Source organism: Chryseobacterium sp. MMO-72 (assembly GCF_037146035.1).
Classification (GTDB): domain Bacteria; phylum Bacteroidota; class Bacteroidia; order Flavobacteriales; family Weeksellaceae; genus Chryseobacterium; species Chryseobacterium indicum.
The window spans coordinates 1-21,614 of the sequence record NZ_JBBCWG010000023.1; the positions used below are offsets into that span (position 1 = coordinate 1).

At 35.8% G+C, this 21,614-nt stretch carries 19 protein-coding genes; 10 read left to right on the plus strand and 9 right to left on the minus strand.

All coding sequences use genetic code 11. The features are described 5' to 3' along the window. The first annotated feature begins 297 nt into the window (after positions 1 to 297). The 6 genes from mqo (at position 298) to WFH39_RS20360 (ending at position 7,350) form a co-directional block, all read left to right on the plus strand. Positions 298 to 1,803, plus strand: a complete 1,506-nt coding sequence (mqo, locus tag WFH39_RS20335; protein ID WP_336691244.1) for a malate dehydrogenase (quinone) — start codon at positions 298 to 300, stop codon at positions 1,801 to 1,803. A gap of 81 nt (positions 1,804 to 1,884) precedes the next feature. Continuing rightward, positions 1,885 to 2,286 carry a hypothetical protein gene (locus tag WFH39_RS20340; RefSeq protein ID WP_336691245.1) on the plus strand — a complete coding sequence of 134 codons (402 nt, stop codon included), beginning with the start codon at positions 1,885 to 1,887 and terminating at the stop codon, positions 2,284 to 2,286. A 122-nt stretch (positions 2,287 to 2,408) separates the two neighbouring features. Further along, positions 2,409 to 2,966, plus strand: a complete 558-nt coding sequence (locus WFH39_RS20345) for a DUF1684 domain-containing protein (protein ID WP_336691246.1) — start codon at positions 2,409 to 2,411, stop codon at positions 2,964 to 2,966. Positions 2,967 to 2,969: 3 nt separating this feature from the next. Further along, positions 2,970 to 3,443: a GNAT family N-acetyltransferase gene (locus WFH39_RS20350; RefSeq protein ID WP_336691247.1), complete on the plus strand. Its 474-nt coding sequence runs from the start codon at positions 2,970 to 2,972 to the stop codon at positions 3,441 to 3,443. Between the two features lie 146 nt (positions 3,444 to 3,589). Continuing rightward, positions 3,590 to 4,399, plus strand: a complete 810-nt coding sequence (locus WFH39_RS20355; RefSeq protein WP_214588659.1) for a glucose 1-dehydrogenase — start codon at positions 3,590 to 3,592, stop codon at positions 4,397 to 4,399. A 293-nt stretch (positions 4,400 to 4,692) separates the two neighbouring features. Then, on the plus strand, positions 4,693 to 7,350 hold the full coding sequence (locus WFH39_RS20360) for an MGH1-like glycoside hydrolase domain-containing protein (protein WP_336691248.1): 2,658 nt from the start codon (positions 4,693 to 4,695) through the stop codon (positions 7,348 to 7,350). A gap of 40 nt (positions 7,351 to 7,390) precedes the next feature. On the opposite strand, the gene recO is transcribed toward WFH39_RS20360, so the two are convergent. The 4 genes from recO to WFH39_RS20380 are packed head-to-tail and all read right to left on the minus strand — an operon-like array spanning position 7,391 to position 12,082. Continuing rightward, positions 7,391 to 8,077, minus strand: coding sequence for a DNA repair protein RecO (gene recO, locus WFH39_RS20365; protein WP_336691249.1), 687 nt, complete (start codon positions 8,075 to 8,077; stop codon positions 7,391 to 7,393). Then, a complete protein-coding gene (porZ, locus tag WFH39_RS20370) occupies positions 8,077 to 10,362 on the minus strand; it encodes a type IX secretion system anionic LPS delivery protein PorZ (RefSeq protein WP_336691250.1) in 2,286 nt (761 codons plus the stop codon). The genes recO and porZ overlap by 1 nt, the downstream gene beginning before the upstream one ends. 2 nt (positions 10,363 to 10,364) lie before the next feature. Further along, a complete protein-coding gene (locus tag WFH39_RS20375; RefSeq protein ID WP_336691251.1) occupies positions 10,365 to 11,315 on the minus strand; it encodes a bifunctional metallophosphatase/5'-nucleotidase in 951 nt (316 codons plus the stop codon). Then, on the minus strand, positions 11,315 to 12,082 hold the full coding sequence (locus WFH39_RS20380) for a 5'-nucleotidase C-terminal domain-containing protein (RefSeq protein WP_235132662.1): 768 nt from the start codon (positions 12,080 to 12,082) through the stop codon (positions 11,315 to 11,317). Before WFH39_RS20380 ends, WFH39_RS20375 begins: the two co-directional genes overlap by 1 nt. A gap of 182 nt (positions 12,083 to 12,264) precedes the next feature. Between WFH39_RS20380 and dapA the strand changes: the two genes are divergently transcribed. From dapA to WFH39_RS20400, 4 genes are all read left to right on the plus strand, one after another. Next, positions 12,265 to 13,137: a 4-hydroxy-tetrahydrodipicolinate synthase gene (gene dapA, locus WFH39_RS20385; protein ID WP_336691252.1), complete on the plus strand. Its 873-nt coding sequence runs from the start codon at positions 12,265 to 12,267 to the stop codon at positions 13,135 to 13,137. 123 nt (positions 13,138 to 13,260) lie between these two features. Next, a complete protein-coding gene (locus WFH39_RS20390; RefSeq protein WP_336691253.1) occupies positions 13,261 to 13,758 on the plus strand; it encodes a GNAT family N-acetyltransferase in 498 nt (165 codons plus the stop codon). A gap of 296 nt (positions 13,759 to 14,054) precedes the next feature. Further along, positions 14,055 to 14,633: a helix-turn-helix domain-containing protein gene (locus tag WFH39_RS20395; RefSeq protein ID WP_336691254.1), complete on the plus strand. Its 579-nt coding sequence runs from the start codon at positions 14,055 to 14,057 to the stop codon at positions 14,631 to 14,633. After that, a complete protein-coding gene (locus WFH39_RS20400; protein WP_336691255.1) occupies positions 14,630 to 15,076 on the plus strand; it encodes a response regulator in 447 nt (148 codons plus the stop codon). The genes WFH39_RS20395 and WFH39_RS20400 overlap by 4 nt, the downstream gene beginning before the upstream one ends. A gap of 574 nt (positions 15,077 to 15,650) precedes the next feature. Here the strand turns inward: WFH39_RS20400 and recG are convergent. The 5 genes from recG to WFH39_RS20425 all read right to left on the minus strand — a co-directional run bounded on the left by recG (position 15,651) and on the right by WFH39_RS20425 (position 21,562). Next, positions 15,651 to 17,735, minus strand: a complete 2,085-nt coding sequence (recG, locus tag WFH39_RS20405) for an ATP-dependent DNA helicase RecG (RefSeq protein ID WP_336691256.1) — start codon at positions 17,733 to 17,735, stop codon at positions 15,651 to 15,653. A gap of 97 nt (positions 17,736 to 17,832) precedes the next feature. Further along, positions 17,833 to 18,447, minus strand: coding sequence for a hypothetical protein (locus WFH39_RS20410; RefSeq protein ID WP_336691257.1), 615 nt, complete (start codon positions 18,445 to 18,447; stop codon positions 17,833 to 17,835). A gap of 372 nt (positions 18,448 to 18,819) precedes the next feature. Then, positions 18,820 to 19,353 (minus strand): thioredoxin family protein, encoded by a 534-nt coding sequence (locus WFH39_RS20415; RefSeq protein ID WP_336691258.1) that lies wholly within the window; start codon positions 19,351 to 19,353, stop codon positions 18,820 to 18,822. A gap of 40 nt (positions 19,354 to 19,393) precedes the next feature. Continuing rightward, on the minus strand, positions 19,394 to 20,905 hold the full coding sequence (locus tag WFH39_RS20420) for a peptide MFS transporter (RefSeq protein ID WP_336691259.1): 1,512 nt from the start codon (positions 20,903 to 20,905) through the stop codon (positions 19,394 to 19,396). Between the two features lie 156 nt (positions 20,906 to 21,061). Beyond that, the gene (locus tag WFH39_RS20425) at positions 21,062 to 21,562 is read right to left on the minus strand and encodes a MoaF-related domain-containing protein (protein ID WP_336691260.1); all 501 of its coding nucleotides are present in this window, start codon (positions 21,560 to 21,562) and stop codon (positions 21,062 to 21,064) included. Positions 21,563 to 21,614 lie beyond the last annotated feature (52 nt).

Here is a 21,614-nt window from a genome sequence, read left to right on the forward strand (position 1 = left end):
TTTTTGTTCGTTTTTCGCGGTTCCCCCCCTTTTTTTTTTTTTTGGGGGCGCGGGGGCGCCCCCCCCCCCGAAAACCTAAAAAGAGCTCAGACATGCCGCTCAATCACGACTATAAAGTTGTCGGATCATAAAAACGCGAGACAATAATCAGCATTTCAGCATCACAGATTTTAAAACAGATCCATAATCCGACAGATTCTGTAAATTAATTTTTTTGATAAAACCCATATTAAAATCGTTTCACCGAACCCTATTTTAAGAAACTTTTTCCGAACTTTGACCTATAAAATTTAAATTATGTCACAATCGCTTACAAGCAGAACGCCGAAACCAAAATACGACGTTGTTCTAATAGGTGGCGGAATTATGAGTGCCACTTTAGCTACATTATTACACGAATTTGATCCTGAGCTCGAAATAGCTATTTTCGAAAGGCTGGGAAGGTTTGCCAAAGAAAGTACAGCAGCCTGGAATAATGCAGGAACAGGTCATTCAGCGTTTTGTGAGCTTAATTATACTCCCGAAAAACCCGACGGAACCATTGATATTTCCAAAGCGGAAAGCATTGCCGAACAGTTCGAAATTTCAAAACAGTTCTGGTCTTACTTAATTACCAAAGGTTACATCAGCGAACCTAAGGATTTCATCAATTCCTGTCCGCACATGAGTCTCGTTTTTGGAGAAAAAGATGCAGAATATCTTAAAAAACGTCATGAGAGAATGTCAGAATCCGTTCTGTTTAAAGGAATGGAGTTTTCAACCGATCACGATAAATTGAGAGAATGGATTCCTTTGGTAATGAGCAAAAGAAATCAGTCTGAAGTAATGGCGGCAACCAAAATGAATATGGGAACAGATGTTAATTTTGGAACATTAACCAGAAAAATGGGAAGACATTTGCTGGAAGATTCCAATGTTGAAGTTTTCCTGTACCACGAAGTAAAAGACATTGATCCGAAAGAAGACGGAACATGGGAAATGAAAGTGAAAGACAGAATTCATAATCACAAACAGGAAGTAGAGGCGGATTTTGTATTCATTGGGGCAGGAGGGTATGCTTTGCCGTTGTTAGACAGTTCAGAAATCAAAGAAAGCGAAGGCTACGGCGGTTTTCCGGTTTCCGGACAATGGCTGGTAAGTCATAATCAGGAATTGGTAGAAAAACATCAGGCAAAAGTATATACACAGGCAACGGTGGATGCTCCGCCAATGTCGGTTCCTCATTTGGATTTAAGAATTATTGATGGAGAGAAAGCACTTCTTTTCGGACCTTTTGCAGGATTTTCAACTAAGTTTTTAAAAGAAGGAAGCTATCTGGATCTACCTGAAAGTGTGAATACTAAAAATTTGAGATCCCTTTTCGGAGCTTGGTGGCATAATATTCCCTTAACGAAATATCTGGTTCAGCAGGTGGCAATGACGAAATCCCAAAGAATTCAGCATTTGAGAGAGTTTATTAAAGATGCCAAAGAAGAAGACTGGGAACTGAAAGTTGCCGGACAACGAGTTCAGATCATTAAAAAAGATGAAAAACACGGCGGTAAACTGGAATTCGGAACTGAAGTAGTAGTGAATAAAAAAGGAACCATTGCTTCACTATTGGGAGCTTCTCCGGGAGCGTCTACAGCAGTTTATGCAATGCTGAGCGTACTTGAAAAATGCTTCCCTGAAAAACTTCATGGCGAGTGGAAAGAAAAACTGCTGGAAATAGTGCCTTCTTACGGACAGAAACTGGCAGACAATCCTGAACTTACAGAAAAAGTAAGAAACTATTCAAAAGAAAAATTGCAGCTGAAATATTAAAAAAAAGTGATTAAAGAATAGTCAGATTTCAAATTAAAATACTAAATTAGAGGAACTGACTATTTACTTCACAAAGAAATTATGTCAGAAACAATTGTAAAACCGGTGATCGTGAAAGAATTATTAGAATCCCTCCAGATTAAGATGGAAGAGGAACGGCAGGTAATTGTACATTGCTGTTTTCCGGCTTCACCATTCTTTGGGAACTTCATCAGAATCTGGCAGTCTACCTATCTTTTTGATAATCAGTCAGAACATCAGAGCAAACTAATTCATGCAGAAAATATTACCATCTATCCCGACTGGACTCCGGTTCCGTTTATGAGAGATTTCTGGTTTACTCTCGTGTTTTCAGGATTGCCGAAAGATTGTGAAAGTTTTGATTTAAAGGAGATTATTCCGGAAGAAGGCGGGTTTTTTGTGGAATCCATCAAACGAAATTCATCCGATATCTACCGTGTGAAAATTTCAGAATCTTACTGAAAATTTAATTCGCTGAATAGCTTATTTACAGTAAAATTTTCATCGTAAATCATAGTTTTAAGTTCATGAAAAAATACATATTTATCTTTTTACTTTTTCCACTTCTGATATTTTCTCAAAAATTGTCAAAAGAAGAATCCGAAATTAAAAAATTTCAGAAAGAACTCAATGCAGAATATTTAAACCCGAAAGAAACTCCTTTGCGCGGAGATAACTTTAAAAATTTTAAGCAGCATCCTTTCTTTCCGATCAATTTAAAATACAGAGTTACTGCAAAATTCCAGAAAACGGAAAACGCAAAACCCTTTGATCTTCCTACCTCTTCAGGCAAAACAAAACCTTACAGAGAATTTGGAAAAGCAACATTTCAGTTAGACGGAAAGTCATATACATTAACGCTGTATCAAAGTCTGGATTTAATCAGACAGAAAAAATACAAAGACTATTTATTTCTGCCTTTCCGTGATGCCACCAATGAAAAAGAAACCTACGGCGGTGGAAAATATCTCGATTTAACGATTCCGAAAGACAAAACCATTATTCTGGATTTTAATAAATCGTATCATCCTTACTGTGCCTACAACGCTTACGATTACAATTGTCCCGTTGTTCCCGAAGAAAATAAGCTGCCGGTTGAAATTCGGGCAGGAGTAATGTATGAAGACATTTATCATCATTAAATTATGGTAAAATTAAAATTTTTTGAACCGAAAGATTTTCCCGGAGTAAGTTATACTTTGGACGAAACGCAATTGCAATACACCGCTACCGCAGAACAGGCACTACAGAAAATTGAAGAACGCAGCGATACCCTTGCTTTTCCCATAACCATTCTGGAAAATAATCTTCCGGTCGGCTTTTGTGTGTTGGATTTCGGAAATGATAAATTAGATATCACAGACAATCACAATTCCATGTTACTTCGTTCCCTTTCTGTAAATCCTCAACTGCAGGGAAAAGGAATCGGAAAAGCTGCAATGATTCTTCTTGATGAATTTGTTAGGGAAAACTTCAGAGACTGCAATGAGATTGTTCTTGCTGTGAACCAAAACAATACTTCTGCTTACGAATTATACCTCAAAGTCGGCTACAAATTCGACGGAAAAACAAGAATGGGCAGAAGCGGAATACAATATCTGATGTACAAAAAACTCTAAACAAAATTTCTGAAAAGATCGTTGATTCCGTAAAACGAATTTAGCTTAATCCGCAAAATAGTAAACTTTAAGAAATTTTTAATTCAGAATTTTCATGTTTGGCGTGAAACTTTCACCTAAATTTGAGTAACATCAAATAATAAAACATGGAAATATCTCTTCACAATCAGGTTGCTGTCGTTACCGGAGCTTCCAGTGGAATTGGTTCGGGAATTGCAAAATCACTCGCTTCAGCAGGAGCAACCGTAATTGTTAATCACTCTTCAGAACACTCTTTAGATGAAGCAAAAGCCGTTTTAAAAGAAATTACCGATGCAGGCGGAAACGGAATAACCTATCAGTGCGATGTTTCCAAAGAAGATCAGGTCATTAAAATGTTTCAGGATGTGGTTTCACAATTCGGAACAGTCGATATTCTCATCAACAACGCAGGCGTTCAGAAAGACGCAAAATTCACCGAAATGACGCTCGATCAGTGGAATACCGTCATTGGCATCAATCTTACAGGGCAGTTTTTGTGTGCAAGAGAAGCCATTAAAGAATTTCTTCGCCGTGGTATCGATCTTTCGCGTTCCGTTGCCTGTGGAAAAATTATTCACATCAGTTCTGTTCACGAAATCATTCCTTGGGCAGGTCACGCCAATTATGCTTCAAGCAAAGGAGCCATCAGAATGCTCATGCAGACTTTGGCGCAGGAATATGGTGCAGACAAAATCCGTGTCAATTCCATTTGTCCCGGAGCAATTCAGACGCCCATTAACAAAGCTGCGTGGAGTACTCCCGAAGCTTTAAATTCCTTATTAGACTTAATCCCTTACAACAGAATCGGGCAGCCACAGGACATTGGAAATATGGCGGCGTTTCTGGCAAGTGATCTTGCAGATTACATCACCGGAGCCAGTATTTTCGTAGATGGCGGAATGACAACTTTCGAAAGCTTTTCAACAGGAGGATAATTCTTTGGGCACACAATTCCGGCTTTCACTACTCGCTTTTTTGTGCCTTTGCTTTTTCCGGAGCTTACAAAAAGAGCTCAGACAGACCGTTCAATCCGGGGCGCATTTAAGCCGAAGCAGAGAAGAAAGTCTTTCAAAAATCAATTGTTACTGATGAATCCGTTTCGCTGTCAATTTTAAAATAAGCATTTAAATTATCATTCTGAAAACCTCATAGGTTTTTAAAACCTATGAGGTTTCACAAAACAATAAAATATTCATAGATTATTGGTTAATCATCATTTATAAAAAACATGAAAGAAAAAGAAAGACTGTCCGACGTTACATGGAAAAAATGGGGACCTTACGTCAGCAACCGCGAATGGGGATTGGTGCGCGAAGATTACAGCGCAAATGGTGATGCATGGAACTACACCAATCACGACATTGCGGAAGCCAAAACCTACCGTTGGGGCGAAGAAGGAATCTGCGGCATCTGTGATGACCTTCAGAAACTTGTTTTTTCAGTCGGATTCTGGAACAAAAAAGATAAAATGGTGAAAGAACGCTTCTTTGGCTTATCAAACGGTCAGGGAAACCATGGTGAAGATGTGAAAGAATATTTTTACTATCTCGATTCCACGCCAACGCATTCTTACATGAAAATGCTGTACAAATATCCTCAAAACACATTTCCCTATGACGATTTAATAAAAACCAATGCGGAAAGAGGAAAAGAAGATCCCGAATACGAATTAATCGATACCGGAATTTTCGACCAAAACGAATACTTTCATATTTTTATTGAATATGCCAAAAAAAGTCAGAACGATATTCTGGTAAAATTAACAGTGGTCAATAAATCAGAAAAAGAAGTTCCGTTAATCGTTCTTCCTACAGTCTGGTTCAGAAATACATGGAATTGGGGATATAATAATTACAAACCACTGATGAATGCTGAAAATTCAGATTGCATCAGGATTAATCATCAGGATTTAGAAATCAAAAATGTATACGCAGGAAATGCTCAGAAAGTATTATTCTGCGATAATGAAACGAATAATGAGAGACTGTATCATTCTCAAAACCAGTCAAAATATACAAAAGACGGAATCAACGATTTTGTCATCAACGGAAATTCCCAGTCTGTAAATCCAAAAGATTTTGGAACAAAGGCTTCCTTTTTCATCGATGAAAATTTTAAACCAAAAGAAACAAAGATTTTTGAATTCAGACTTTCGGATCAGGATCTGAAACAGCCATTTCAGGATTTTGAAGAAATTTTCGTTTCAAGACAAAATGAAGCAGACGAATTTTATGCAGACATTCAGTGCGGAATAAAAACAGAAGACGAAAAACTGGTTCAGCGGCAGGCTTTTGCAGGAATGCTCTGGAACAAAATGTTCTATCATTACAATGTGGAACGTTGGCTGAAAGGAGATCCGTCACAGACTCCTCCTCCAAAATCCCGTGAACACATCAGAAATTCTGAGTGGAAACACCTCAACAACGAACACATTATTTCCATGCCCGATAAATGGGAATATCCGTGGTACGCAACGTGGGATCTGGCTTTCCACACCATCAGTTTTTCATTAATTGATCCGGATTTTGCAAAACATCAGCTAAAATTGTTTCTTTTTGAATGGTATATGCATCCAAACGGACAGCTTCCGGCTTATGAATGGGATTTTAGCGATGTAAATCCTCCCGTTCATGCATGGGCTGTTTTCAGGGTTTTTAAAATAGATGAATATCTGAAAGGAAATCCTGATCTGCAATTTCTGGAAAGTGCTTTTCAGAAACTCCTGATGAATTTTACATGGTGGGTCAATAAAAAAGATAACAACGGAAATAATATTTTCGAAGGAGGATTTTTAGGACTCGACAATATTGGTGTTTTCGACCGGAATATGCCGCTTCCAAACGGAGAACATCTTGAGCAATCCGACGGAACAAGCTGGATGGCAATGTTTGCTTTAAATATGATGAGAATTGCTCTTGAACTTGCTTTGTATAACAATGTGTATGAAGAAATGGCGATGAAGTTTTTTGAGCATTTTCTGGCAATTGCCAATTCTCTGGACAACATGGGAGAAGAATGTTTCAGCCTTTGGGATGAAGAAGACGAATTCTTTTATGATGCCATTGCTTCAAGCGACGGAGATCATATGTATCTGAAATTAAGAACAATTGTGGGACTTATTCCTATGTTTGCGGTTGAGGTTATCGATGACGAAATGATCGAAAAACTTCCGAATTTCAAGAAAAGAATGACCTGGGTTCTGGAAAATAAACCTGAACTGGCTGCTTTGGTTTCTCATTGGGAAGTAAAAGGTGATGAATCCAAACACTTGCTTTCTCTTTTAAGAGGACATCGTTTGAAGAGATTATTAAGCAGAATGCTCGATCCGAAGCAGTTTTTAAGCGAATTTGGTGTTCGCGCGCTTTCAAAAGAATATGAGGAAAATCCGTTTACCCTAAATCTCAACGGAACAGATTACAAAGTAAAATATACTCCTGCAGAAAGCGACAGTGGATTATTCGGCGGAAACAGCAATTGGCGTGGTCCGATCTGGTTTCCGATTAATTTTTTAATTATTGAAAGTCTGCAACGGTTCTTTTTCTATTACAGTCCCGATTTTTTGGTGGAATATCCTACCGGAAGCGGAAACTATTCCAACCTTGACGAAATTGCAGAGGCTTTAAGCAGAAGACTGTCTAAATTATTTTTGAAGGATGAACATGGAAACCGTCCTTTTAACAGTCAGTATCCCAGATTTCAGACCGATCCGAATTTTAAAGATTATATTTTATTCTATGAATATTTTCATGGTGATACCGGTCGTGGAGTAGGAGCATCGCATCAGACAGGCTGGACAGGTCTTATTGCCAAAATTTTAATGCCAAGATTTTCCAGAAAAAATATTGCAGAATCTGAGACTGAAACACCGAAAAATGTGGAATTTTAAATCAATAATATGTTACTTAACGCCAATTCTCGGGTATTAATTATTCAAATATCTGCTGAATGACTTCCAGAGAAGCTGGAATTTTAAAATCGGTGATATGGTAATGATAATACACAAGTAAGCTGTCTAGAAAATCTTTTCTGAAATTGGAATGTATTTTAATACTATAAGGATTTTCGGCCGACAGAATGGTTTTCCAAATGGCTGAAACTTCTTCTGTAAAGAGTTGATGCATTATTTCATGCGTGAAAGTTCCGGTTTCCGGATCCAGATATTTTCCCGAATTCAATAAAGGTGCAACACCCTGAATTTTTAGAATTTTAATTAAAAGAATTAAATGAGACTGATAATTCCGGTTTTCCAGCTCATCTGTAAATTCTTCAAGACAGAAAAAAATGTGATGGTTTTTGTTTTCATGTCTCAGATTTTGGTTTAAAAAATCTGAAATAAAAAATACAACCGTATTACAACGAATATCCGTATAAATATCGTTGCTTTTAATCAGTTCAAATTTTGAAATCGTCTGGATTCCGTTTCCTTTTACAGGATTTACAGAGAAATTAAGTTTGCTTAATGGAAGAAGAAGGGCTTTTTTCTTATTTTTCTTAGCATATATTCCTTTTAAAAAATAAGACTGAAACCCGTCTTCTTCAGTGAAACAATGCAGGACCGCATCATTTTCACCATATTTTATATAAGATAATAAAAATCCGCTTTGTGAATTCATTAATTTACGACAGCAATCTTTGCCGTAGCTTTATCGGAGCCGTCCTCATTGGTCATTAATACAAAATAAACTCCGGAGGCAACTCTGGTTCCTCTCTGGTTATTGAGATCCCACTCATAATATCCACCTCTTGCCACTGCGGAATGTACAACGTTTCCGGCAGCATCAGCAATTCGGATGTTGGTAACTTCTGCCAAACCTTTAATAGTAACTTTTCCTTTAAAATTAGAATAAACTACAGGGTTTGGATATACCAGAACATTTCCGAAATTTGATGTTACATCGGCAACATCTCCTTGATACGTCACAATTCCGTCATAAGAAACAAAATATACTTTTCCAGTTTTTTTATCAACCTTAATGTCCGTAATTGTATTTGTTGGGAGTGGAGAATTTTCTTTGGTAAAATGTTTAATCGTTTGCTGTCCATCAGCAGAAAGATAATACACTCCGCCGCCGTCAACAGAAACCCACTTATGATCTCCGGCATCTAGTTCGATCTGTAAAATCTGTCCGTCTCTGAAGAGTTCTTCTCCCAATCCGTTCTGTTCTATGATGATAGGTTCCATCTTTGCTGTAGAAGGGGTTTTTATTGCTGAAACAGCATTAGAAAGAACTCTTAATCCCACATCTGTACCAATCCATGCGTCCCCTGATTTATCGACAGCTACAGAAATCGTTCCATTTGCTGTGGTTGGGAAGCCATTGGGCTGGGTTAAAATATAGGCAGTATCGTCCGATGTACTTTGCGTTTTCTTTGTATCATACGCTATAAAATTACTAGTTCGCGGCGTAGGAATAAAAAGAAGTCCTTCACTATATAAAGCTTTTTGTGCCGCTCCAAATTGAGAAGTTGTGTTTTTTATCACGAAATCATCTGTTGTTCTGTCATAGGCTCCGATAGCAGTATAAGGCCCAAGTGCGGCACCATCACCAGAGAAAGCTATAGAAGCAAACAGATTATTGGAATCATCAAAGATTAAACCTACAGGTCGTCTTGTGAAGATATTGGTGGTTCCTAAATCATAACTTTTGACTAAAGTAAAATCTTTGCTTCCTGCGTTGTATTTCATTTTATAAATTCCGCGTGCACCATTGAGCATATAGTTTGTGAAGAATACATCAGTTGGATTTACTGGATCTGCTACCACGTCCAGAACATTAAAAATTGTAGAGCTACCTTTAAAATATGAAGGATATATCCAGCTCATTCCGTCAAAATAATAAAATCCTGGATTTTTTGGATTGATAATTGCGGTATTAAACCGAGCTTCTCTTCCTCCAGTTGAAACCAAAATCTGATTTTCACCATAGAGGCTGATTTTGTAGGCATAATTGAGATAAGGACCATCCGGCTTGAAAGTGTTTCCGCCCTCGTTTTTAATTCCTGAAAAGGCAGTTCCTCCATAAACACTGCTTCCAACCGTTGTTGCAGTATTGCACTCTTCTCCGAAAGTTACATTTCCGTTGAAAGTTCCGTTGGTACTGAATGTATACACTCTGCTCGCATCTGTAACGACAATATTGTTATTTGTAACAACTACATCACGCACATTAGTGAAGGACTGTGATAGAGCAGTCGGAGTTCCGTTATTATAAAGATAGGCTGTATTTCCGGAAGAAAAACTTAATACTCCTTCAGAATCTATATGGCTGAATGAGCCCGGCAATTCCGTAGTCCATGTTGAAAAAACAGGAAAAGTGGTATTCATTTCATGGCTTCTAAGACCGGTATTGGTAACAGAAAAAACTTTATTTCCGAAAATAGTAGCTTCGTTACTTGCCTGATAAACGCCTCCTGATAAAAAGAATGCTGAATCCTTAAATTCTTTCTTCTTTAAATCGAAAATTGAGACTCCATATCCTACAGAAATCACAGCAAGATCGCCGGTAATCGATATATGATTGATTTTTTTGCTTCCGTTGTATCCTGTTGCAATAGGAATATCTACAACATAAGTAATCCCATCCGGAGTGATTATATCCAGTGAACCGTTTTGATAACCTACCAGTCCGATTTTATTCTGTGGATTATAATCAAAAGCCGAAACTTTAACCTCATGTAAACCGTTTGCCTTAGAAAGTTTGGTAATTTCGCCGGTAGAAATGGTATAATAAAAAATCCCGCTGTCTGCCGCTGCAACTATTTTTCCGTTATCTTCTTTCATGGCAAGAATATTATTGTAGGAAAATAAATCTGCCCATTTTTTTGAAGAAATAGTCTGTGCATGTGCAACTTGCAGGGATGCTAAAATACCAAGAGAGATTAAAGAAAGTTTTTTCATGCTTATGCTTTTATGCTGCTGTCTATTACCTGATTATTCCAGGAAATATGTTTTACATTTTTATTAGTATCAAAAAAGAAATCTATTCTGCCGAGCAGAAGACCTGCCCATCCTACTTGATTTACCAGAACATTTTTACCCGCTCTGTTGGTAAAAGTCTGGGGTTCCGGCAGGAAGGTATGGGTATGACCGCCCAGAATAATATCAATATTTTCTGTTTTGGCAGCTAAGATTTTATCACTTATTTTATTGGGTTCGTCTTTGTAATCGTAGCCTATGTGTGAAAGGCAGATCACAAGATCACATTTTTGTTCATTTTTCAGGAAGTTTGAATAATGTTGGGCAACATCTACAGGATCGGAGTAAACCGTTTCTCCATATTGTTTTTTGCCAACGAGCCCGTCGAGTTGAATTCCCACTCCGAAAATTCCAACTTTGATTCCGTTTTTATCGAAAATCTTGTAAGGAGAAGTTTTCCCGTCCAGAACTGTATTTTTGAAATCGTAATTTGAACAGATGAAAGGGAATTTTGCATTCGGCAAAACCTTTAAAAAACCGTTCAGTCCATTATCAAAATCATGATTTCCCATCGTGGAAGCATCATACTTCATCATCGACATTAATTTGAATTCCAGTTCCCCTCCGAAAAAATTGAAATAGGGTGTTCCTTGAAATATATCTCCCGAATCCAGAAGTAAAACATTACTTTCCTGATTTCTGATCTGCTGTATTAAACTTGCTCTCCTTGCAAAACCTCCCTGATTAGGATTTTTCGTATAGCTTGCATCGAAAGGCTCTATTCTGCTGTGCTGATCGTTGGTGTGAAGAATAGTAAGTTTCGTTGCGGACTTTAAATCAAGAATGTTTAATTCTTCCGCCATCATCATATTGGGAGCTAAAGCCATTGCTAAAGTTCCGCCTCCTATTGCTTTTAAAAAACTTTTTCTATCCATTACTTCTTACCGATAAAATTTAAACGAACATCTGTATTAGAAACTACTTCAGGATTTTTCTTAAAATAATCAATGAAAAGATCTCTTAATTTCATTCCTGTAGGAATCATTTCTCCTTTCGAGAAGAATTTCATATTATCGCCTCCCAATGCAAGATAATCTGAAGTTGCAAGATAATAATCCTGATCCGGATTCACTGCCTTTCCGTTGATTAAAGCTTTGGTTAGCTGCTTATTATTGGTTTCTATATATAAATGAGAAACAGGATTGTTTACCTGATGTTCTGCATAATAATCAAAAAGTCCCTGAAGATCGCTGCCTTTCATTTTCACGATAATTACTTCATTTTCAAAAGGCATCACTTCAAAAACACTTTTCAGTAAAATATCTCCTTTCCCGATCGTGGTACGGATTCCTCCGATGTTGATGAGGGCTGCGTCTACATTTTTCTGTAAATTTTTCTTTGCCCATACATCAGCTCCGTCAAAAGTATAATCTGCTAAAAGATTGCCTAAATTACTGTTATCCCCCTGTTTTGTAAGATCTGTATTGGTATGAGAGATCTTTTGGTTCATTTCTTTGTCCAGTTTCAGTTTGTAAGGTTCAATAATTTTTACAAATTCCTCATCATTTTTCAGCTCATTATTAATAGAAATATTTTTCTGCGTTCTCACATTCGCAATCTGCATGGAAGAAGCCGAAGAAGCCGTCTTACAAGCCGAAAGAGTAGCCAGAGCAATTCCTAATAACAAGAATTTATTTTTCATACGCTGTAAATTATTTATTAAAGCATCTGTACTTATCAGTCTATTGGATAAACATTTTAGCAGATAACTTAGCCATACTTTTTTTAGTATATGCAAATATAATTATATGTATAATAAAACATTATTAATTATTAGAAATTCTTCTCGTAAATGATTAAATTTGACAAAAATAATTCTAACAGATGAGCATTTTAAAAGGAGTAGGTGTTGCTTTGGTAACGCCCTTTAATGAAGATTTATCCGTAGATTTCGAAAGTTTAACAAAATTGGTAGACTACAATATCGAAAACGGAACCAGTTATTTAGTTGTTTTGGGAACTACAGCAGAAGCTGCAACACTTTCTGCTGAAGAAAAAAAACAGGTGGTTGAACACATCATTAAGGTTAATAATAAACGCGTTCCTTTGGTTTTAGGAATCGGCGGAAATAATACTCTTGAAGTTAAGAAACAGATTGAAGAAGCTGATCTTTCTGAATTTACAGCAGTACTTTCTGTGTCTCCTTATTATAACAAACCTAATCAGGAAGGGCTTTATCAGCATTACAAAACGTTGGCTTCCACAGGAAAAAATATTATCATTTATAATGTACCTTCCAGAACAGGACAAAATGTTGAGGCAGAAACAACACTGCGTCTGGCAAAAGAATTTCCGAACCTGTTCCTGATAAAAGAAGCAGCTCCGAATATTCTTCAGTATTTTGATATCTTAAGAAAAAAACCGGAAGGCTTCAATCTGGTTTCAGGAGATGATGAATATACACTTCCTGTAACTTTGGCCGGTGGAGCAGGAGTGATTTCTGTAATCGGACAGGCTTATCCTAAAGAATTTTCTACCATGGTTCAGTTAGCTTTTGATAAAAAAGTGGATGAAGCGTATGAAATTCATAACAAGCTGGTTGAGATCACAAGACTGATTTTTGCAGAAGGAAATCCTTGTGGAGTTAAGGTAATTTTGGCAGAAATGGGAATCATCAAAAATTATCTGAGACTTCCTTTGGTAGCTGCTTCAGAAGGTCTTCATGCAAAAATTAAAGCTGAAATGGCGAATATTTAAAAGAGAATTGCAGGCATCTGCTTTAAAATGAACTGTGAATCTGCAATAACATTTGAAGCGATACTAAAATATCAGGTGAAAGATAAGTTCTTTCACCTTTTTCAATTTTTAAAATTTAATTATATGAAATTAATAGAAGCTACAGAAAAAGATATTTCTCTGATTCAGAATTTGGCAAGAAGATCCTGGGAAAGTGCCTATTCAGGAATTATTTCTGCCGAACAGATTAATTATATGTTGGGAAAAATGTATTCTGAAGAAGAAATTTCCACACATTTGAAAAATCCTGATTATCATTATTTCTTAATTTTTGATGAAAATAACAATTCTTTTGAAGGCTTTATGGGTTATGAAAACGGATATGAAGAACAGACGACCAAACTTCACAGGATTTATCTGGTTCCTGAAAGTAAGGGAAAAGGTTTTGGAAAAGAAGCCCTGAATTTTTTAAAGCAGAAAATTTCTGAGAGTAATGATAAAAGAATTATTCTGAATGTAAATAAAGAAAATAACGCTAAAAAGTTCTATGAATCTCAGGGCTTTAAAGTGTATGATGAAGTGGTTCTGAATATTGGAGACGGTTTTGTTATGGATGATTTCCTGATGGAATTTGTATTTTAAGATGCTGCAGATTGAAATTTTATAAATCTTAAACATAATTCTATAAAATGTGATTTATTTATTTTGTCCATCTTTGCAATACCAAATCACCTAAAACAGTACATTCATATGCTTGGTGCTAAGCTTTTTTAGCTTTTTATCAGTATATATTTTTTTTCATCCTTAGTGTTTAAATTCCTGTATTAATTAATGCAGGAATTTTTTATTTATGCTAGAAATAACAAATTTCAATTATATCACATTTAATTGAAATAAAATTTTTATATTTACAATAAACATAAAAGGATTTATAAAAGATGAAAATGTACGTAAAGTTTGACTTTAATACCCTCTGTAAAAAAATACTTGACGAAAAGCTTCGGGAGCATGGTCTCAAGTACAGGCTTTTGAACTTTGGTGAAGTAGAATTCTATGAATCTCTTACCCAGGAACAGCACACAACTTTCAAAAGAAATCTGGAAGATTACGGAATAGAAATTATTGAAAATCAGAAAGCTGCATTGGTACAGAAGATTAAAGATGCCATTGTGGAGCTGATCTCTTCAGAAGAAGGTGTCTCTGTAAAAGCTTCTATCTATATTTCTGAAAAGCTGAATCACAGCTACGGATATCTTTCTAATCTGTTCTCTGAAATTACCCATACGTCTATCGAAAACTTTCTTATCATCCGTAAAATAGAGTTTGCAAAAGAGCTCATTATAAGTAAAAAGCTTAGTTTTACGGAAATTGCTTACCGTCTGAATTACTCGAGTGTGGCACATCTAAGCACACAGTTTAAAAATACTACCGGTATGACGCCTTCGCAATTCCAGAAAATTATTGCACTGAGAAGGAAATTCTCACATACAAATGAACAATATCTGAAGGCTGTATGATCAAAGATTATCTGAATATCATTCTTGTAGAAGAAGATGAAGGAAAACGGATCTTTTTTGAGAATATATTCAAGGATTCAAAAATAGCCATAAGAGCAAATGTTCTTCATCATATACAATCTGCTTTGCAATTATTGGCTGAAGAAGATATTCCTACTCCTGAAATATTATGTATCAGTAAAGATCTGACCGAAAAATATGCTTCTGAATTTTTATCTGAGATTAAAGGAGATATCAAGTTTAATGATACGATTCTCGTTATTTATTCAGATAATTTTAAAAATGAAGACAAAGATGAGTTTCTGGTTAATGGAGCGAATATAGTAATGGAACTTCCTGATAATTATAATGATATGAAAAAAATCGTGAACGAAATTATTGCTATAAACTGGCAGTATCATACTTCAGGATTCAACAGAAATAATTTTATCATGAAACTGTGAAAAATTATGGTTAAATTATTTTGGAATTAAAATTAAAGTTTTATATTTGTAAAGTAATACTCACACAAAGGTGATAATTAAGTAGAGAAGATACTTATATTGTCTGTGAAGCATTACCGAAATTGAAACACAGATTTATTATATCAAAAAAACGATAAATGAATGAATAACAATTGTTTCAATCTTGAAATAAATTATATAAATCACAATGTTAGTTAAACAAAATGAATTATAATAATTTCCAATTAAAAGCGCAGAAGATCTTTAAACAAAACGGTACAATCATGAAAACTCAGTACTGCCAAAGGAATATATCGTTTCATTTTTCAAATCCTTTGTCAGAAACCTAGTTAGTTTTTATAAATAAGCAATTGGAAACATAATTCATTTTGTTTTTTTTTACTTTAATTTTTAAGCTTAAACATCATAACATTATCATATCAACACACCACATCACAAAATATTAAGCGAAAAGCGAAGTGAATTTTTAAAGAAGTAAAGTAAATTTTCTTCAAATAACAGTTTTATAAGGGGAAGCCGCGTGAAGACAAGATCTTTTCGCGGTTTTTTGTTTTCAGGAGATTTTACTCCATTTGTTTTTACCGTTATAATTTCTCAGATAGTAATTCTTAATGATCTGATTTTCCGGTCTTGATAACAGTGGATCGGCTTCTAAAATTCTTTCTACCGTCTTTTTTGTTGCCTTAATAATAGCAGAATCATTCACAAGATCTAGCCTTTTAAAATCTACAACACCGCTTTGCTGGGTTCCCAGAATATCGCCGGGACCTCGAAGCTGCATATCAACCTCTGAAATTTTGAAGCCATCGTTGGTTTCTACCATTGTTTTTATGCGGGTTCTGCTGTCTTTAGATAATTTATCCGAAGTCATCAGAATGCAATAACTCTGTTCCGCACCACGACCGACGCGTCCGCGAAGCTGGTGGAGCTGCGAAAGCCCGAATCTTTCAGAACTTTCAATAACCATTACGGAAGCATTCGGAACATTCACCCCGACTTCAATTACTGTTGTGGCAACCATAATTTCTGCTTTTCCGGAAGCAAAATAATTCATAGCAGCATCTTTTTCATCAGGTTTCATTTTTCCGTGAAGCATGGCTACATTGTAATGCGCGAAATTATCCATCACATTTTCCAGACCTTCCATCAGGTTTTTGTAATCTAAAGTCTCCGATTCTTCAATTAAAGGGTACACAAAATAAACCTGTCTTCCTTTCTGGATTTCCTCGCGGCAGAAGTTATAGACATATGCACGGTCTTTTTCTCTTCGGTGAGCCGTAATGATAGGCTTTCTTCCGATAGGAAGCTCATCAATAACCGAGACATCAAGATCAGAATAAAAGCTCATCGCGAGAGTTCTCGGAATCGGAGTTGCTGTCATGACCAGAATATGAGGCGGAATCTTATTTTTTGCCCAAAGTTTTGCTCTTTGTGCCACTCCAAATCTGTGTTGTTCATCGATGATTGCCAAACCGAGATTCTTAAATTTCACTTTATCCTCCAGAACGGCATGGGTTCCTACGAGAATAGAAAGTTCACCATTTTCCAGTTCTTCATGAATTTTATTCCGTTCGGATTTTTTGGTGGAACCTGTTAAAAGCCGGATTTTAACTTCCGTTTTTTCTAAGAGCTCTTTAATTCCGTTATAATGCTGCTGGGCAAGAATTTCTGTAGGAGCCATGATGCAGCTTTGGAAACCATTATCTTTCGCAATAAGCATCGTTAAAAGAGCAACCATGGTTTTTCCTGAACCTACATCACCCTGCAAAAGACGGTTCATCTGGATGGGACGTTTCATATCCATCCGGATTTCTTTAAGTACTCTTTTCTGAGCTCCCGTTAAATCAAACGGAAGATGATTTTCATAAAAATCATTGAAATAATCTCCGACGATCGGAAAAGGATTTCCTGCCGTATGGCTTTTATGGTGAAGTTTTTTCAGTCCGAATCCTAACTGAAAGAAAAATGATTCTTCAAATTTTAAGCGGTAATTGGCTTTCTCAAAATGTTCCATATCCTTCGGAAAATGGATGTTGAGATAGGTGTGCTGTCTTGATAAAAACTTAAATGCCTTTAAAAGATAATCCGGAAAATTTTCGTAGATCAGATTAGGGATTTCTTTGCAGATATTTCTTAACACAACCTGAAAAAATCGTTGATTCAGCCCTCTTTTGGTCAGTTTTTCAGAACTTGGATAAATTGGTCTTAGCCTGTTTTCGGAATCTTTCTTTTCTTCGATTTCTATTTCCGGATGTGGCATAGAAAACTGATTATTGAAAACATTGATTTTCCCGAAAATAAAAACTTCCTTATTCACAGGAAGCTGTTCTTTCAGCCATTTTGAATATTGGAACCATACCAGATCCATTGATCCTGTTTCATCATTGAATTTTGCAGAAAGTCTTTTGGTTTTTCCGGTCTGTATTTCCTGAATATTGGTGATTCTTCCTTTCAGTTGTACGTCTGTGGTGAGGTCTCCAAGCTGCGAAATCTTATGAACTTTGCTTTTATCCAGATAACGGAGCGGGTAGAAGTTCAGCAGATCTTCCACGGTGGAAATTCCCAATACACTTTTGATAAGTTTGGCTTTTTCCGGACCGATTCCTTTTACATATTCTATAGAGGTTTCTAAAGTCATTTTAGGAGCCACGAATTTCGGGAAATCTTCTAAAAAATAAAACCTCTTAAGCTATTTTTTAAAAGGTTTTTTAGAATAGAAGTTTTCAGAATAGATTTTATTCATAAACAAGTGCTGTAAGCTTCATTTTAACAGCCATACAAAAATCTTTTTCATAAATAAGTTTGTTAATTTTAAAGTTACAGCTCTCAGTAGGTGTATTTCCGTTTGCAGGTGCATCTCCAAAATCAAAACCTCCGCAATTACATCCGGTAAGCTGTTTTTGATATCCGTATTTTAGAATGGAACAGTTATTAGGGCATCCTGTAATGTTAATGCAGGTTACAACATGTCCTGTAGACGGAATAAAAAAATAATTGGGGGATTGATCTGCTGCTCCCAAAGGAAGAAATATTGTGGTAATTTTTTTAGATTTATCGGTTCCTACAATGGCAAGATAATACGTTTTAATATTAGATGCTGCAATTTTCACATCATCAACATGAAAATTCTGCTTTAGGTCACTTACTGCAGATTGTACTGCTTTTTGTAGTATTTCTTTTTTCACAGCCAAAATTATCTTTCCGTTTTCTTCTTTTGCAATAGGAATATCATTTAATCTTTTTGCTTTTACCGCAGTAATGGCAGAGGAAACTTTCTGTGTATTTTGAGCCATTGAAAACTGACAGGCGAAAATAAAAATTAACAGTTTGAGAATGTTTAAGTTTTTCATGATTTCTTGGTTTTTAGGTTAATAATTAAATGGTGAAAAACATTTTCTTTTCTCAAAGTTTATGATTTATTTAAAAATATTATACAGGATTTTTACGGGATCTTCTTAGTAAAATGCCCATATTTTAAACTTGTCTAAAATTTTTTATCGCAAAAGGTTTTAACACTTTAGTTGCTTAAGTTTAATATTAAATGGGAAAAAAGAGCACATAAGTTTAAAAAAAAATCAAAGATTTTTTCTCTTTGCAGACAGATTTTTGAAATACTTTAAATAAATCCAATAAAGTCTTTTGTCTCTTTTTCGGTTAAATTTAAAATTAGTTTGAACAAACTTTTAAATAGAAAAGGCTTTCAGTAATGAAAGCCTGTATTTTTATTCTTTTATTTTAGATTTAAATTTTTTCTGATAATCTTCCCACTGTTCCCGGGAACGGATTTTTTTGAAGAGATCTTTAGAAATAAATTCCAAATAAGGTTCTAATTCTCTGGCGGACAGTTCTCCCTGTAAAATAGTAATCGGATTACCGCTTTCATCCAGAAAAACTGTGCTAGGAACGGCTGCAACATTCATGTACTGCGTAAATTCGTGCAGAGAATTTTTACCTTTTTTATGTTCTGTATTCGGGTTAGAAAACTTTCTGCCGAAAATTTCGATCTCCTTTTTATCTTCCGCATTGAATTTTACCGGATAATAACTTTGATTCAGCATATCAGAAATTACCTGATGTCCATATGTTTTTTTATCCATGATCTTACACGGACCGCACCAGTCTGCGTAAAAATCGATAAGAATTTTTTTAGGATTTTCTTTTTGTGCTTTCAGTGCTTCTTCAATCGTCATCCATTTGACCTGTGCAAAGCTGAAAGTGACAAGAAAGAGTGCTATTAAACTTATAATTTTCTTCATGATTTGGTATTTTTGAAGTAAATGTAAGCATTTACTATTTTTATTTTACATCCTGCATTAATTTTTTCACAAGCGGGGAAATCAAAATTAGTACCAATCCGGCAATTACGGCATATAATCCTAATTGTTTATATCCATCGGTGTAAGTGATCAAAGAATCGTAATTCGTAGAACCTTCTTTTGCGGTCGCCAGACCGGCTCCGATGATTCCTGCAACATACTGACCGTAAGCAGATGCCAGAAACCACATTCCCATCATCATTCCCTGAAGATTTTTTGTAGAAAGCTTTGTCATGATGGATAAACCGATGGGAGAGAGGCATAATTCTCCCAGAGTGATAACGAGTAAAGCAATGGTAAAGAAATTAAGGGAAGTAATACCCTGAAGATCTGCAAAAAAACGGGTGGCGAATAAAATATAATATCCCACACCTAAAAAGACGAATCCCAGACCAAATTTAATAATGGTGTTCGGTTCAATTTTCTTTTTACCCAGCCAAATCCAAAGTAATCCGATTAAAGGAGCTAAAAAGATAATGAAGAAGGCACCTCCGGAATTGTTAACTCCATTCGGATCTAATCCTAATAGATCTTTATTCAGATTTTTTGCCGCAAAAATACTTAATGAACCGCCGCTTTGTTCATAAATTCCCCAAAATAAAATTGAGAATAGAATGAAGACTAAGGCTGCCCAAAGTTTGTTTCGTTCAGCAGGAGTCACTTTAGTCATTTCATAAAATAAATAGATTAATGTAATCGGACCAATTGTCCACATAAAATAATCTGTATATTCTGTTTTTGCAACCATTACCATGATAATCGGAACGAAGATTAATGATAAAACATACACTCCGTATTCCTGCCATTTCGGGATAGTTGCAGATTTTGTCTCATTTTCAGGATGTCCCGGCTGAAGTCCGATCGTTCCTAAGCTTCTTTGGGTAAATATGAAATTAATTAAACTTATAACCATTACCACAGCAGCTAATCCGAATGCAATATTCCATCTTAACATTTCCGGAATTACATCTGATAAAATCTCTCCTTTTCCGATGGCAATACAAAAATATCCTCCAAGTAATGCACCAAGGTTGATTCCTGCATAGAAAAGCGAAAATCCGGCATCAGCTCTTGAATCATTCGGTTTATAAAGCTGACCGACCATTGATGAGATGTTGGGTTTAAAGAAACCTGTTCCCACTACGGTAAACGCGATTCCCAGAAAGAAAAATTTGTGAGGATCTGTCGCAAGAATTAAACTTCCGACGATCATTAATAGTCCGCCCCAAAACAGAGATTTTCTGAAACCTAAAATTTTATCTGCGAATAGACCACCGATAAAGGTGAACGCATAAACAAAAGCCTGCGTTGCGCCATATTGAAGATTGGCTTCACTTTCATGAAAATTAAGTTGCGAGATCATGAAAAAGACAAGCATTCCTCTCATTCCGTAGAAGCAGAAGCGTTCCCACATTTCGGAGAAGAACAGACTCCAGATCTGTTTCGGATATTTGCCTTTAAAATTTTGTATTTCGTCTAAAGTTAAACTCATAGGTCAGTATGATTAAGTTTTAATTAAATTTTCTGTAAAATAACGGAAAAAGTCATTACCAAAGATAGTTTGCCCTCAAATAATGTTTCGAATTTATATTTGAAGGATATTAATCTATACAAATTTTCAGTCTTGTTGCAGGCTTTCAGTTTGTACTTACTTTACCACTTCAATTTTTCCATCCACAAATAAAGATTTTCTCTTTCCTCTAGGGCTTGAATCGTCAGCAAAACTCCAGAATGATTTTACGGTTCCATCTTTAGTATTGACTACCTGGCTTACTGTCCAGCCGTCTTTTTCTATCCAGTTCAGGAAATGTAAATCTTCACTAAGCTTCTTATAATCCATCTTTTCATCGCCTTCATTAATCAATCCGTTTTTATCGGTTGTTTTCCAGTGCAGCGTTGAATCTTTGTGGTAAGTTACTTCTGCTCTCATTTCCGGAAATGTAATAATGGCTTTTTTCCCGAGAAGTTCAGAATTGGCTGATGTTCTTTTTTCAGTAGGGTTTTCGTTTTTCCGGTTGCAGGACAATACAATGGCTGCCGCTAAAAATCCGTATATCGTTGTTTTCAGTGTAGCGGCAAAGCTGTTTTTGATCAGTTTATCCATTTTAGGCTGTACAGAATTGACTTTAATGGTTTTTAAATTTTGCATTTGTGTTTTCATTATGAATAATAAAGAGGATGGATATCGTTTAAATTTTATC

What these genes read in the sequence shown, in the direction of transcription:
- mqo (WP_336691244.1), top strand. Translation starts at nt 298, where the DNA reads ATGTCACAATCGCTTACAAGCAGAACGCCGAAACCAAAATACGACGTT.
- WFH39_RS20340 (WP_336691245.1), top strand. Translation starts at nt 1,885, where the DNA reads ATGTCAGAAACAATTGTAAAACCGGTGATCGTGAAAGAATTATTAGAA.
- WFH39_RS20350 (WP_336691247.1), top strand. Translation starts at nt 2,970, where the DNA reads ATGGTAAAATTAAAATTTTTTGAACCGAAAGATTTTCCCGGAGTAAGT.
- WFH39_RS20355 (WP_214588659.1), top strand. Translation starts at nt 3,590, where the DNA reads ATGGAAATATCTCTTCACAATCAGGTTGCTGTCGTTACCGGAGCTTCC.
- WFH39_RS20360 (WP_336691248.1), top strand. Translation starts at nt 4,693, where the DNA reads ATGAAAGAAAAAGAAAGACTGTCCGACGTTACATGGAAAAAATGGGGA.
- recO (WP_336691249.1), bottom strand. Translation starts at nt 8,077, where the DNA reads ATGAATTCACAAAGCGGATTTTTATTATCTTATATAAAATATGGTGAA.
- porZ (WP_336691250.1), bottom strand. Translation starts at nt 10,362, where the DNA reads ATGAAAAAACTTTCTTTAATCTCTCTTGGTATTTTAGCATCCCTGCAA.
- WFH39_RS20375 (WP_336691251.1), bottom strand. Translation starts at nt 11,315, where the DNA reads ATGGATAGAAAAAGTTTTTTAAAAGCAATAGGAGGCGGAACTTTAGCA.
- WFH39_RS20380 (WP_235132662.1), bottom strand. Translation starts at nt 12,082, where the DNA reads ATGAAAAATAAATTCTTGTTATTAGGAATTGCTCTGGCTACTCTTTCG.
- dapA (WP_336691252.1), top strand. Translation starts at nt 12,265, where the DNA reads ATGAGCATTTTAAAAGGAGTAGGTGTTGCTTTGGTAACGCCCTTTAAT.
- WFH39_RS20390 (WP_336691253.1), top strand. Translation starts at nt 13,261, where the DNA reads ATGAAATTAATAGAAGCTACAGAAAAAGATATTTCTCTGATTCAGAAT.
- WFH39_RS20395 (WP_336691254.1), top strand. Translation starts at nt 14,055, where the DNA reads ATGAAAATGTACGTAAAGTTTGACTTTAATACCCTCTGTAAAAAAATA.
- WFH39_RS20400 (WP_336691255.1), top strand. Translation starts at nt 14,630, where the DNA reads ATGATCAAAGATTATCTGAATATCATTCTTGTAGAAGAAGATGAAGGA.
- recG (WP_336691256.1), bottom strand. Translation starts at nt 17,735, where the DNA reads ATGACTTTAGAAACCTCTATAGAATATGTAAAAGGAATCGGTCCGGAA.
- WFH39_RS20410 (WP_336691257.1), bottom strand. Translation starts at nt 18,447, where the DNA reads ATGAAAAACTTAAACATTCTCAAACTGTTAATTTTTATTTTCGCCTGT.
- WFH39_RS20415 (WP_336691258.1), bottom strand. Translation starts at nt 19,353, where the DNA reads ATGAAGAAAATTATAAGTTTAATAGCACTCTTTCTTGTCACTTTCAGC.
- WFH39_RS20420 (WP_336691259.1), bottom strand. Translation starts at nt 20,905, where the DNA reads ATGAGTTTAACTTTAGACGAAATACAAAATTTTAAAGGCAAATATCCG.
- WFH39_RS20425 (WP_336691260.1), bottom strand. Translation starts at nt 21,562, where the DNA reads ATGCAAAATTTAAAAACCATTAAAGTCAATTCTGTACAGCCTAAAATG.